This is a genomic window from Haemophilus parainfluenzae (assembly GCF_014931275.1).
In the GTDB taxonomy this organism is placed as follows: domain Bacteria; phylum Pseudomonadota; class Gammaproteobacteria; order Enterobacterales; family Pasteurellaceae; genus Haemophilus_D.
In genome coordinates this window covers 260,970-273,479 of the sequence record NZ_CP063110.1, presented here as the reverse complement: position 1 = coordinate 273,479, position 12,510 = coordinate 260,970, and the positions used below count along the sequence as shown (strand labels likewise).

The window sequence follows — 12,510 nt, the reverse complement described above, 5'->3', positions numbered from 1 at the left end:
AAGAGATTACTCGTAATATTCATATTTCTTTGTGGTTTTATCTAACCATATACCTTTTTCATCATACATAATGCTTTCAATCACATTACCGTGTTGATCAAATTTATGACGCGTTGTGAGGGTTTCTTCCAATTTTCCGTGTTTGTCAAAAATTTGGCGTTTTAATTCATTGTGATTTTTGTCATAAGTAAAATCTGCTCGTCCCTCATTAAAAGACGTGTTATGTACAAAGTCGCCATTTTCGAGATAACGATAAGTTTCGCAATTACTTTCTTTTCCATTGTCATCAAAGTCACAAGCTTTGATGAGTTTATCGTCCTTGTAATGGAATTTTTTCGCATGGCCGTCAATAAGTTTTGCATAATAAACAGCTTCAGAGATGAGTTTGCCATCTTTGTCATAAACTCTTTTGATGTAATCTTCTTGGAAGTTCGGCTTTTTCGGCTTTTTGCCTACATAGGTGATTTCTAAAATGATACCCGAACCATCGCTGTTTTCTTGATAGCGGTAGAGTCTTCCATGAGTCTCTTTATAGATATCGTAACGAATTTCTTCTAATCGATTGTTTTGATCATATCGATAATTCGCCGTCGTTTTATCGAAATGTTCAGACTCGCCAGTAACATCTTCAGTTTTAATTAAGAAACCTTGTTCGTTATAAAATTGACGAACATCGTTCGTGACCACCTCTCCTTCTGCCGCTTCAGGATTATCTTCCGAATGTGAAATAACAGATTTCACTTTGCCTTGTAAGTGATTCGCTTGCCAATCAGTTTGCACAGGGAAAAGTGCGAAAGCAGAGGTAGAAAGGCTGGCGAGAAGGGCAGTAAGTAAAAATTTATGCATAGTCGTTCCTTTTATCACAAGCGGTCGGATTTAATAAATGTTTTGTAAAAAACGCTGAAAAATAACTGCTTGTTTAAGTTATATAAATAGTTGGCTAAAATGTTATATTAATTCAAATGTTTTTTGAAGTGTAGTTAAATAAATTTGCTTTTTTTATAGGGTAAGAAAATAATGAAAGTATTCCGGAAAGTAGTATTTTTCTGTATTGATAAGAAAAGCATAATACACAAATATATTGATTAAGAGAGATATTAGGAAATATGCAGCGTTTAAAGACACCATTAGAAATATTTTTGTGGACAATTGGTATATTGTTTGGAATTGTCACGTTATTATTTATTTTGAGTTATTTTGTATTTTATGTTTTGTTCTCTTCAGCTCCACAAGATTGGGGGCTTAGAGGCGTTCAGTTACAAGATAAACCGTATTTAGCAGGGATTGATGATTTATCTCCGAATGCATTTGTTTTTGCAACAACCGGAGAAGATGCGCCAGATTATGTTATTACGCTCGATAATACGTATTTTAAGTGGGGCGATTTTCGTTTAAATAAACTTTCATTAAATAGTAATGTAGTTAGAATCAATGATTTGGTTAGATTGGGTAAACAACATGATACTGACTTAGGCATGCCGGAAACGATTTCTATTAATGGACAGTCTTGTTTGAGTAGAGGAAGTTTTGTTTTTGTACGAATAAAAGGTAAGGGGCCTTCGATGCCTTATTCTGATTTTACCTTAGCCAGTTGTGAAATACCTGAAGGTGAAGTTATTCTACCGACGATTCGTTTAAAGAGTAAAGTTGCATTTTATGAAAATCGCCAGCTCAATTATGATTACCTTTGGAAAGATAATGAGTTAATAAGCTCACAAATAAAGCAAGCTCATAGTTATAATACGAACTTTATAGAGCCGAGTTTGCAAGTTCAGTTAGCTAATGATAAAGATAAATTTGATATTTGGTGGTATTACACTGATTTAACCAATCATGCGAAACTTATCCAAGTTGTTCACGGTGATTATATGGATGAAGCAAGTAGTGAAAGGAATTTTGTTATTGGTGAGTGTCGTTATAAAGTAGATAACACTCGAATTTATCTCACTGATTTAACAAAAGATACCGCACATTGGCATTTTATTGATGATTTCGATTCAGGTGATATTTCTGATAAATGTAAAATGCAGATCTTGCCTTATCGTTTGGTGAAACGGTAATCGAATCAATCAAATTAAAATGCTTAAAAATACAAAATGCGGTCAAAAACACAAGGATTTTTGACCGCACTTGTTTATTGAATTATCAGTAAATTACTTTTCAGTTTTTAACTGATTTTCTCTAGCTGCTTTGACAAAGCCTTCAAATAATGGGTGACCATCACGTGGTGTTGATGTAAATTCTGGGTGGAATTGACATGCCACAAACCATGGGTGGTTTGGTACTTCGATGATTTCCACTAATTTACGATCTGCAGATAAACCAGTTACTTTAAGGCCCGCTTTTTCAATTTGTGGAAGCAGGTTATTGTTCACTTCATAACGGTGACGGTGACGCTCTTCGATAGTTTCTTTGCCATATAATGCACGCGCTTTTGAGCCTTCAATTAAATGACATTGTTGCGCACCTAAACGCATCGTACCACCCAGATCTGAATTATCATCACGGGTTTCAATGTGTCCTTCCGCATCTTGCCATTCTGTAATTAAACCCACAACAGGTTGCTCACAGTGACGATCAAATTCAGATGAGTTAGCTTTTTCAAGACCAGCAACATTACGCGCATATTCGATTAATGCAATTTGCATCCCTAAACAAATACCAAGGTAAGGAATATTGTTTTCACGCGCATATTTTGCGGTCAAAATTTTGCCTTCTACACCACGATAGCCAAAGCCGCCCGGTACTAAAATACCATCGACACCTTTTAATACATCAGTGCCTTTGGTTTCAACATCTTGAGAATCAATGTATTTGATATGCACGCTTAAACGGTTTTTCAAACCTGCGTGTTTTAAGGCTTCATTCACTGATTTATAAGCGTCTGGTAATTCAGTATATTTACCTACCATACCGATGGTCACATCGCCCACTGGGTTTGCTTCTTGATAAAGCACTTGTTCCCATTCTGAAAGGTCCGCTTCTGGACAGTCTAAATGGAAACGTTGGCAGATGAATTCATCCAAACCTTGTGATTTCAATAACGCTGGAATTTGATAGATTGAATTCACATCTTTTAATGAGATGACGGCACGTTCTGGTACGTTACAGAATAAGGCGATTTTTGCACGCTCGTTTGGTGGAATCATGCGATCTGAGCGGCAGATAAGCACATCTGGCTGAATACCAATTGAAAGTAATTCTTTTACAGAATGTTGAGTTGGTTTGGTTTTTACTTCGCCCGCAGTCGGGATGTATGGCACTAACGTTAAGTGCATAAAGATAGTATTCTCACGACCGACTTGTACGGCAAGTTGACGAAGTGCTTCTAAGAATGGAAGTGATTCAATATCACCCACGGTTCCGCCTACTTCCACGATAACCACATCATGGCCTTGTGCACCGGCAATCACGCGATCTTTGATTTCATTGGTGATGTGTGGGATAACTTGAATTGTCGCACCTAAATAATCACCACGGCGCTCTTTGCGTAATACTTCAGAATAAATTTTACCGGTGGTGAAGTTGTTGCGTTTTGTCATTTTGGTACGAATAAAACGCTCGTAGTGACCTAAGTCTAAATCGGTTTCCGCCCCGTCTTGGGTCACGAATACTTCGCCGTGTTGGGTTGGGCTCATTGTACCCGGGTCCACGTTGATGTAAGGGTCTAATTTCATAATAGTCACGTTTAAGCCACGTGCTTCTAAAATTGCTGCCAATGATGCTGCAGCAATACCTTTACCTAACGATGAAACCACACCGCCTGTGACGAAAATATAATTTGTAGCCATAGTGAGAGACCTAAAATGTTGGGATAAAAATGATTATAGCCAATCATCTTTTATGCAAATTTGTGCAGAATGCTGAAAAGTGCGGTCAAAAATAAAAGAAAAAGATGATTAGCTATCAAGACGGGAGGATAGTTTACAGGATTTGAGATTTTTATACAATCTTGTCTTGTCAGGAATGTATGAAAATTAAATGGCTTATCATATTCTCCATTCTACGATAGAATACGCCCAAATTTTTTATAAAGAAGAGAAAAATTTATGACAAATAAAGCATTAAGCGTGGTGATTTTAGCAGCCGGTAAAGGCACTCGTATGTATTCTGATTTACCAAAAGTCTTGCATAAAGTGGCAGGAAAACCGATGGTAAAACATGTGATCGATACGGCAAATCAATTAGGTGCGGAAAACGTGCATTTGATTTATGGTCACGGTGGCGAATTAATGCGTGAGCGTTTGGCAAATGAAAGTGTGAACTGGGTCGTTCAAGCAGAACAATTAGGTACTGCCCATGCGGTTCAACAAGCTGCACCATTCTTCAAAGATGATGAAAATATTGTGATTTTATATGGTGATGCACCATTGGTGACCAAAGAAACATTGGAAAAACTCATTGCAGCGAAACCGGAAAATGGGATTGCATTGCTCACGGTGAATTTAGATAACCCAACGGGTTATGGTCGTATTATTCGTGAAAATGGCAATGTGGTGGCGATCGTAGAACAAAAAGATGCCAACGCAGAGCAATTAAAAATCCAAGAAGTAAATACTGGCGTGTTAGTGGCTGATGGTGCGCATTTCAAAAACTGGCTTTCTCGTGTGAAAAATAACAATGCACAAGGCGAGTTTTATTTAACGGATGTGATTGGTTTAGCCAACCAGGATGGTTGTCAGGTTACTGCCGTTCAAGCCTCTGAATTTATGGAAGTAGAAGGTGCCAATAACCGTTTACAACTTGCTGCATTAGAGCGTTTTTATCAACGTAAACAAGCAGAAAAACTTTTACTTGCAGGCGTGATGTTAATTGACCCAGAGCGTTTTGATTTACGTGGTACATTAGAACACGGTAAAGATGTTGAAATTGATGTGAACGTGATTGTGGAAGGCAATGTACGTTTAGGTGATCGAGTAAAAATTGGCGCTGGCTGTGTATTGAAAAATGTGACTATTGGTGACGATGTTGAGATCAAGCCTTATTCTGTTTTAGAAGATGCCACAATTGGTGCAAAAGCGGCGATTGGTCCATTCTCTCGTTTACGTCCAGGTGCTGAATTAGCCGCTGAAACCCATGTGGGTAACTTCGTGGAAATTAAAAAATCTACAGTAGGTAAAGGTTCTAAAGTAAATCATCTCACTTATGTGGGTGATACCGAAATCGGAGAGAACTGTAACATTGGTGCAGGTGTCATTACTTGTAACTATGACGGTGCAAATAAATTTAAAACAATCATTGGTAACAATGTATTTGTTGGATCGGATACGCAGTTAGTCGCGCCTGTTACCGTCGCAGATGGCGCAACCATTGGGGCTGGTTCAACGATCACTCAAAATATTGAGAAAGATGAGCTGGTGATTACTCGTGTGCCACAACGTCATATTCAAGGTTGGCAAAGACCGGTGAAGAAAAAGTAATTAACATTGCAAGGCGAACCAATGTGTTCGCCTTTTATAATTTGATGCCTTTTACTTTATAAAGGTTGTTCGAGTTGCTAAAATCATCGTCCATTTATAAAGACAGATAATTTCCTATGACAAAAAATAAAACAGGACTTTCATTCCTTTGGATAAGTGCGGTCGCATTTATCCTCGATTTATTAACCAAATATATTGTGGTGCAACGCTTTGATCTCTATGAAAGCGTGAACCTATTACCCGTTTTTAATTTAACCTATGTGCGTAACTACGGTGCAGCGTTTAGCTTCCTTGCTGAACATGATGGCTGGCAGAAATATTTCTTTATCGTGCTTGCGATTGGGATTTCTTTAATGCTGGCTTACTTTATGAAAAAGAATTCAGCAGAACAAAAATTACAAAACTCAGCTTATGCACTGATTATCGGTGGCGCATTAGCCAATATGGTGGACCGTGCGTATAACGGTTTTGTGGTGGATTTCTTAGATTTTTATTGGGATATTTATCATTATCCGGTATTCAATGTGGCAGATATTGCGATTTGTATTGGTGCGGGTTTATTAGCATTAGATGCCTTTAAAGGTGATAAAAAGAGCGGTCAAAAATGAAGATAATTTTAGCTAACCCTCGCGGATTTTGTGCAGGTGTCGATCGAGCCATTAGCATTGTTGAATTAGCGCTTGAAATTCATGGTGCACCAATTTATGTGCGTCATGAAGTGGTGCATAATCGTTTTGTGGTGAATGGTTTGCGTGAGCGTGGGGCGATTTTTGTAGAAGAATTAAGTGAAGTGCCAGATGGCGCCATTGTGATTTTCTCCGCCCATGGCGTGTCACAAGCTGTTCGTCAAGAAGCAAAAGATCGCCAGTTAAAAGTATTTGATGCAACTTGTCCGTTGGTAACTAAGGTACATATGCAAGTGGCTCGTGCGAGCCGTAAAGGGACGAAAGCGATTTTGATCGGACACAAAGGCCATCCCGAAGTGGAAGGCACAATGGGGCAGTACAACAATGAGGAAGGTGGTATTTTCTTAATTGAAAGCGTGGAAGATATTGCTCGTTTGCCGGTTCAAGAAAATGATGATTTAACCTTTATGACGCAAACCACACTTTCTCTTGATGATACGGCGGAAACTATCAGTGCATTGAAAGACAAATATCCTGCTATTCAAGGCCCACATAAAAACGATATTTGCTATGCCACAACCAACCGTCAAGAAGCAGTGCGTGAATTAGCAAAACAATGTGATCTAGTCGTGGTTGTAGGCTCTAAAAACTCATCGAATTCTAACCGCTTAGCTGAGTTGGCATCGCGTATGGGCGTGAAATCAAAATTGATTGATGATCCAAATGATGTGGCAGCAGATTGGTTTGAAGGCGTTGAAACAATTGGTGTGACAGCAGGGGCTTCAGCACCGGAAGAGTTGGTGCAATCCGTAATTGCTCGATTAAAAGAATTTGGTGCGGATAGCATCGAAGAGCTTCAAGGCTTAGAAGAAAATATGTTCTTTGAAGTGCCAAAAGAGTTACGAATAAAAGAAGTAAACTAATTCTATTAAAAAAGTGCGGTTAATTTACCGCACTTTTTTTGTATTATTTTATTTTTTATTATGCACTTTAAGCCATTTTTGCATTTGTTCAATTTCCGCTTGTTGTGCGTTAATAATATTCTCAGCAAGCTTACGCATCTCAGGATCTTTTCCGTATTTTAATTCAACTTCCGCCATTTTTACTGCGCCAATATGGTGTGGCAACATACCTGCTGCAAAAGCAACATCAGGATCTTTATATTGCGCAGCTGCCATCATGTCTTGATGCATTTGACTCATACCTTGCATTAATTCTTGTTGCATTGCAGAATCTGTCGACATTGGCATATTCATGTGTGCTTGATGCGGTTGTTCATTAGCTTGGGCATAAATTGAAACTGCAGCAGCGCTAAGTGTGATAAAAGTCATAAGTTTTTTCATGTTTTTCTCCTATGTGATAACTGAATGAGCACCAATCATAAACTTTGACCTAAGGTTAAGGTCAATATTTATTCCGAAAATTTTTGGTGAGATGCTAAAATAAGACAATGTTTGATATGAGGGACAGAATCATGAAACAAAAAATTGTGCTTGCCACGGGCAATAAAGGCAAAGTAAAAGAAATGGCAGACGTATTAGCCGATTTCGGTTTTGAAGTCATTGCTCAGACCGATTTAGGCATTGAAAGTCCAGAGGAAACTGGCTTAACGTTTGTCGAAAATGCGATCCTTAAAGCACGCTATGCAGCTGAAAAATCAGGTTTACCGGCAATAGCGGATGATTCTGGTCTCGTGGTGGATGCGTTAAATGGTGCACCTGGATTATATTCTGCACGCTATGCGGGTGTAGATGGTGAGGAAGCTGATGCGAAAAATCGTGAAAAATTACTGGCAGAATTATCCGATGTTCCATCTGAACGTCGCCAAGCAAAATTTGTGAGTACGATTGTGTTATTACAACACCCAAGTGATCCTTCTCCAATCATTGCTCAAGGTGAATGTGATGGTAAGATTATTTATGAAGAGAAAGGTGAAAATGGCTTTGGTTATGATTCACTCTTTTTTAGCCCAGAAAAAGGCTGTACTTTTGCAGAATTAGAAACCGTAGAGAAAAAGAAAATCTCTCATCGTGCGAAGGCATTGGCCGTTTTAAAATCAAAATTAAGCGTCTAAAGTGCGGTTAATTTTTAACGAGAATTTAAGGATACAAAATGATTGTGACAACAACCCCTAATGTTGAAGGAAAACAAATCGTAGAATACAAACAAGTCGTCTTTGGCGAAGTGATTGCGGGTGCAAATTTCATGCGTGATTTCTTTGCTGGCATCACAGATGTGATTGGTGGGCGTTCTAGTGTTTATGAGCGCCGTATTAGTCGTGCGCGTCAAGATGCGTTGAAAGAACTGGAAGAAAAAGCACATGCCTTAGGTGCTAATGCCATTGTTGGTGTAGAAGTTAACTACACAACGGTAGGTACGAAAAGCATGTTTATGGTGATTGCAAGTGGCACGGCAGTGGTGGTGCGCTAAGGTCGTTTTTTCATTTACTTAAATGTGATTTTTGCGATCAGGATCGCAAAAGTGCGGTCAATTTCTTGCGTGTTTTTGGTGTTTCTTAAAAATGTCGCTGTTGATATGAATCAACGGTACTTTTTGTTAATAAAGGGCATTTTTATGAAATTGATGAAACATTTATTTAGTTCATTATTTGTTGCGACCACAATGTTGAGCTCGCAAGTGTTTGCAGAAGAAAAGGTGGCTGAACAGGCTCAACCTCAAGCGCAAGTTCAGCAACAAACCGCATCACAAACTACACAACAAGCAGTGAGTGATAAATTAAATATCAATACCGCCAGTGCATCAGAAATTCAAAAAGCACTAATTGGTATTGGTGCGAAAAAGGCGGAAGCCATTGTGCAGTATCGTGAAAAGCACGGTAATTTCACTATGGCAGAACAATTGCTTGAAGTACAAGGCATTGGTAAAGCAACGTTAGAGAAAAACCGCGATCGTATCGCGTTTTAATTTGCGTTATTTATACATAAAAAGCGGGATAGTGATATCTCGCTTTTTTTGTATTTGAAGATAAAATTTACCAAAACTTGCAAAATATCAAATTTTTTTGGAATAAGTCGGGGATTTCTTGCAATGGTTTTATAAGAGAGTAGAATACCAAATGGGTATAGGAATACCTATGTTGTAGTATAAGAAATAATAAACCAACTATTTGGAGTTAGATATGGCATCAGAAAATTTAAATCAATCTTCTGTTGCTCTCACACCAGTTGAAGCAACGGATTATGCTGAAAGCGTCGCTGCGTATAAAGCGCAAAAACGCCCATTTTTATCATTTCTGTCTGGTATTAGTGCTGGGGCTTGTATTGCTTTAGCCTTTGTATTCTATACGACGACACAAACAGCAAGCGCAGGAGCGCCTTGGGGATTAACCAAGTTAGTTGGTGGATTAGTCTTCTCTTTAGGCGTAATTATGGTGGTGATTTTAGGATCTGAATTATTCACCTCTTCTACTTTAACCTTAGTTGCCCGTGTAGGCGGAAAAATAACCACAACTCAAATGATCCGAAATTGGATTGTGGTATATTTGGGCAACTTTGTGGGCGGTTTATTTATTGCTGCAGTGATTTGGTTTGGGGGACAAACCATGGCAGCAAATGGTCAATGGGGTTTAACCATTTTGGCAACCGCGCAACATAAGATTCATCATACTTGGTTTGAAGCATTTAACCTTGGTATTTTATGTAACATTATGGTGTGTGTAGCGGTATGGATGTCTTATTCCGGTAAAACTGTTACAGACAAAGCATTTATTATGATCATGCCGATTGGTTTATTCGTCGCATCTGGTTTTGAACACTGTGTGGCAAATATGTTTATGATTCCACTAGGCATTATCACAGCTCATTCGAGTACGCCAGAATTTTGGCAACAAATTGGTGTGGATCCAATGAAATATGCAGATTTAGATCTCTATCATTTCATTGTGAAGAATTTGATTCCAGTAACGTTAGGAAACATTGTGGGTGGTGCGGTTTGTATCGGCTTATTCCAACGTTATTTAACCAAAGCTCACTAATGTACTAACGAACTAAACAAGACTTATTTTTTATCAATTAAAAAAGGAAATGACTATGTCAGAACTTAATGAAGCACAAAAAGTTGCGTGGGCAGGATTCGTTGCCGGTGATTGGCAAGAAAACGTCAACGTGCGTGATTTTATTCAGAAGAACTACACCCCGTATGAAGGTGATGATTCTTTCTTAGCTGGTCCAACCGAAGCGACAACAAAACTTTGGGAAACCGTAATGGAAGGGATCAAAGTTGAAAACCGCACTCACGCGCCATTAGACTTTGACGAACATACGCCTTCAACGATTATTTCTCACGCTCCAGGCTACATCAATAAAGACTTGGAGAAAATCGTAGGTCTTCAAACTGATGCTCCATTAAAACGTGCCATTATGCCATTTGGTGGTATTAAAATGGTGGAAGGTTCATGTAAAGTTTACGGTCGTGAATTAAATCCTGAAGTGAAAAAAATCTTCACTGAATACCGTAAAACACATAACCAAGGTGTATTCGATGTTTATACGCCGGATATTTTACGTTGCCGTAAATCAGGTGTATTAACTGGTCTTCCTGATGCTTACGGTCGTGGCCGTATTATCGGTGACTACCGTCGTGTAGCACTTTACGGTGTAGACTTCTTAATGAAAGATAAATACGCACAGTTCTCTTCTTTACAAAAAGACTTAGAAGATGGCGTAAATCTTGAAGCAACTATCCGTTTACGTGAAGAAATCGCAGAACAACACCGTGCATTAGGCCAAATGAAACAAATGGCAGCAAGCTACGGTTACGATATTTCTAACCCAGCAACTAACGCTAAAGAAGCAATTCAATGGATGTACTTTGCTTACTTAGCTGCAATCAAATCACAAAACGGTGCAGCGATGTCATTCGGTCGTACTGCAACCTTCATCGATATCTATATCGAACGTGATTTAAAAGCGGGTAAAATTACTGAAACTGAAGCGCAAGAATTAGTTGACCACTTAGTCATGAAACTTCGTATGGTTCGTTTCTTACGTACACCTGAATACGATCAATTATTCTCTGGTGACCCAATGTGGGCAACTGAAACCATCGCAGGTATGGGTTTAGACGGCCGTACATTAGTAACCAAAAATACATTCCGTATTTTACACACCCTTTACAACATGGGTACTTCTCCAGAACCAAACTTAACAATTCTTTGGTCTGAACAATTACCTGAAAACTTCAAACGTTTCTGTGCGAAAGTATCGATTGATACCTCATCAGTTCAATACGAAAACGATGATTTAATGCGTCCAGACTTCAACAATGATGACTACGCAATCGCATGTTGTGTATCACCAATGGTTGTTGGTAAACAAATGCAATTCTTCGGTGCTCGTGCAAACTTAGCGAAAACATTGTTATACGCAATCAACGGCGGTATCGATGAAAAATTAGGTATGCAAGTAGGTCCGAAAACTGCACCAATTACTGATGAAGTGTTAGATTTCGACACAGTAATGACTCGTATGGACAGCTTTATGGATTGGTTGGCAAAACAATATGTGACTGCCTTAAACATCATCCACTATATGCACGATAAATATTCATATGAAGCTGCATTAATGGCGTTACATGATCGTGATGTATACCGTACTATGGCTTGTGGTATCGCAGGTCTTTCTGTTGCAGCAGACTCACTTTCAGCAATTAAATATGCGAAAGTTAAGCCTGTTCGTGGCGACATCAAAGATAAAGATGGCAATGTTGTAGCAAGCAACGTAGCAATCGACTTCGAAATCGAAGGTGAATATCCACAATATGGTAACAACGACAACCGTGTTGATGACATCGCTTGTGACTTAGTTGAACGTTTCATGAAGAAAATTCAAAAACTTAAAACTTACCGCAACGCTGTGCCTACACAATCTGTATTAACCATTACTTCTAACGTAGTTTATGGTAAGAAAACAGGTAACACCCCAGATGGTCGTCGCTCAGGTGCGCCATTTGGACCAGGTGCTAACCCAATGCACGGTCGTGACCAAAAAGGTGCGGTAGCGTCATTAACTTCTGTTGCTAAACTTCCATTTGCTTACGCGAAAGATGGTATTTCGTACACCTTCTCAATCGTACCAAATGCGTTAGGTAAAGATGCAGAAGCACAACGTCGCAACCTTGCTGGCTTAATGGATGGTTACTTCCACCATGAAGCAACAGTAGAGGGCGGTCAACACTTAAACGTAAACGTGTTAAACCGTGAAATGTTATTAGATGCAATGGAAAATCCGGATAAATATCCGCAATTAACCATTCGTGTATCTGGTTACGCAGTACGTTTCAACTCTTTAACTAAAGAGCAACAACAAGACGTCGTCACTCGTACATTCACAGAATCGTTCTAAAACACGATAAAATTTAACCGCACTTTAGCGGGAACATAAAAATTATGAGCCTGATTTAAGTCAGGCTCATTTTTTATAAATGATATTTTTGGTAAAATCTAG

At 38.8% G+C, this 12,510-nt stretch carries 12 protein-coding genes; 9 read left to right on the top strand and 3 right to left on the bottom strand.

Going from position 1 to position 12,510, the window contains the following annotated elements; genetic code table 11:
* Positions 1-6 precede the first annotated feature (6 nt).
* Positions 7-846 carry a hypothetical protein gene (locus INQ00_RS01355; protein WP_010128365.1) on the bottom strand — a complete coding sequence of 280 codons (840 nt, stop codon included), beginning with the start codon at positions 844-846 and terminating at the stop codon, positions 7-9.
* A 260-nt stretch (positions 847-1,106) separates the two neighbouring features.
* On the opposite strand from INQ00_RS01355, the gene INQ00_RS01350 reads away from it, so the two are divergent.
* Positions 1,107-2,060: a hypothetical protein gene (locus INQ00_RS01350; RefSeq protein ID WP_197547068.1), complete on the top strand. Its 954-nt coding sequence runs from the start codon at positions 1,107-1,109 to the stop codon at positions 2,058-2,060.
* 93 nt (positions 2,061-2,153) lie between these two features.
* Here INQ00_RS01350 and pyrG read toward each other — a convergent pair whose 3' ends face one another.
* Complete coding sequence (gene pyrG / locus INQ00_RS01345; protein ID WP_197547067.1) at positions 2,154-3,791, bottom strand: glutamine hydrolyzing CTP synthase; 1,638 nt, start codon at positions 3,789-3,791, stop codon at positions 2,154-2,156.
* A gap of 258 nt (positions 3,792-4,049) precedes the next feature.
* Here pyrG and glmU point away from each other — a divergent pair, with 258 nt between their 5' ends.
* The 3 genes from glmU (at position 4,050) to ispH (ending at position 6,969) form a co-directional block, all read left to right on the top strand.
* Positions 4,050-5,420 carry a bifunctional UDP-N-acetylglucosamine diphosphorylase/glucosamine-1-phosphate N-acetyltransferase GlmU gene (gene glmU / locus INQ00_RS01340; RefSeq protein ID WP_126469722.1) on the top strand — a complete coding sequence of 457 codons (1,371 nt, stop codon included), beginning with the start codon at positions 4,050-4,052 and terminating at the stop codon, positions 5,418-5,420.
* A 116-nt stretch (positions 5,421-5,536) separates the two neighbouring features.
* Positions 5,537-6,028 carry a signal peptidase II gene (gene lspA, locus INQ00_RS01335; protein ID WP_049367275.1) on the top strand — a complete coding sequence of 164 codons (492 nt, stop codon included), beginning with the start codon at positions 5,537-5,539 and terminating at the stop codon, positions 6,026-6,028.
* Positions 6,025-6,969, top strand: coding sequence for a 4-hydroxy-3-methylbut-2-enyl diphosphate reductase (gene ispH, locus INQ00_RS01330; RefSeq protein ID WP_049372702.1), 945 nt, complete (start codon positions 6,025-6,027; stop codon positions 6,967-6,969). Before lspA ends, ispH begins: the two co-directional genes overlap by 4 nt.
* 48 nt (positions 6,970-7,017) lie before the next feature.
* Here ispH and copM read toward each other — a convergent pair whose 3' ends face one another.
* Complete coding sequence (copM, locus tag INQ00_RS01325) at positions 7,018-7,389, bottom strand: CopM family metallochaperone (protein ID WP_049357924.1); 372 nt, start codon at positions 7,387-7,389, stop codon at positions 7,018-7,020.
* A gap of 131 nt (positions 7,390-7,520) precedes the next feature.
* Between copM and rdgB the strand changes: the two genes are divergently transcribed.
* From rdgB to pflB, 5 genes are all read left to right on the top strand, one after another.
* A complete protein-coding gene (rdgB, locus tag INQ00_RS01320) occupies positions 7,521-8,120 on the top strand; it encodes an RdgB/HAM1 family non-canonical purine NTP pyrophosphatase (RefSeq protein ID WP_197547066.1) in 600 nt (199 codons plus the stop codon).
* Between the two features lie 38 nt (positions 8,121-8,158).
* On the top strand, positions 8,159-8,476 hold the full coding sequence (locus INQ00_RS01315) for a heavy metal-binding domain-containing protein (protein ID WP_049374698.1): 318 nt from the start codon (positions 8,159-8,161) through the stop codon (positions 8,474-8,476).
* A gap of 144 nt (positions 8,477-8,620) precedes the next feature.
* Positions 8,621-8,971, top strand: coding sequence for a helix-hairpin-helix domain-containing protein (locus INQ00_RS01310; RefSeq protein ID WP_049364011.1), 351 nt, complete (start codon positions 8,621-8,623; stop codon positions 8,969-8,971).
* A 214-nt stretch (positions 8,972-9,185) separates the two neighbouring features.
* Positions 9,186-10,040 (top strand): formate transporter FocA, encoded by an 855-nt coding sequence (focA, locus tag INQ00_RS01305; protein WP_049372705.1) that lies wholly within the window; start codon positions 9,186-9,188, stop codon positions 10,038-10,040.
* 55 nt (positions 10,041-10,095) lie between these two features.
* On the top strand, positions 10,096-12,408 hold the full coding sequence (gene pflB / locus INQ00_RS01300) for a formate C-acetyltransferase (RefSeq protein ID WP_065244605.1): 2,313 nt from the start codon (positions 10,096-10,098) through the stop codon (positions 12,406-12,408).
* Positions 12,409-12,510: the final 102 nt, after the last annotated feature.

Excerpts from the sequence above, each read along its gene's own strand:
- INQ00_RS01355 (WP_010128365.1), bottom strand. The coding sequence starts at position 846 with ATGCATAAATTTTTACTTACTGCCCTTCTCGCCAGCCTTTCTACCTCT.
- pflB (WP_065244605.1), top strand. The coding sequence starts at position 10,096 with ATGTCAGAACTTAATGAAGCACAAAAAGTTGCGTGGGCAGGATTCGTT.
- copM (WP_049357924.1), bottom strand. The coding sequence starts at position 7,389 with ATGAAAAAACTTATGACTTTTATCACACTTAGCGCTGCTGCAGTTTCA.
- lspA (WP_049367275.1), top strand. The coding sequence starts at position 5,537 with ATGACAAAAAATAAAACAGGACTTTCATTCCTTTGGATAAGTGCGGTC.
- rdgB (WP_197547066.1), top strand. The coding sequence starts at position 7,521 with ATGAAACAAAAAATTGTGCTTGCCACGGGCAATAAAGGCAAAGTAAAA.
- INQ00_RS01350 (WP_197547068.1), top strand. The coding sequence starts at position 1,107 with ATGCAGCGTTTAAAGACACCATTAGAAATATTTTTGTGGACAATTGGT.
- INQ00_RS01315 (WP_049374698.1), top strand. The coding sequence starts at position 8,159 with ATGATTGTGACAACAACCCCTAATGTTGAAGGAAAACAAATCGTAGAA.
- pyrG (WP_197547067.1), bottom strand. The coding sequence starts at position 3,791 with ATGGCTACAAATTATATTTTCGTCACAGGCGGTGTGGTTTCATCGTTA.
- ispH (WP_049372702.1), top strand. The coding sequence starts at position 6,025 with ATGAAGATAATTTTAGCTAACCCTCGCGGATTTTGTGCAGGTGTCGAT.
- INQ00_RS01310 (WP_049364011.1), top strand. The coding sequence starts at position 8,621 with ATGAAATTGATGAAACATTTATTTAGTTCATTATTTGTTGCGACCACA.
- glmU (WP_126469722.1), top strand. The coding sequence starts at position 4,050 with ATGACAAATAAAGCATTAAGCGTGGTGATTTTAGCAGCCGGTAAAGGC.
- focA (WP_049372705.1), top strand. The coding sequence starts at position 9,186 with ATGGCATCAGAAAATTTAAATCAATCTTCTGTTGCTCTCACACCAGTT.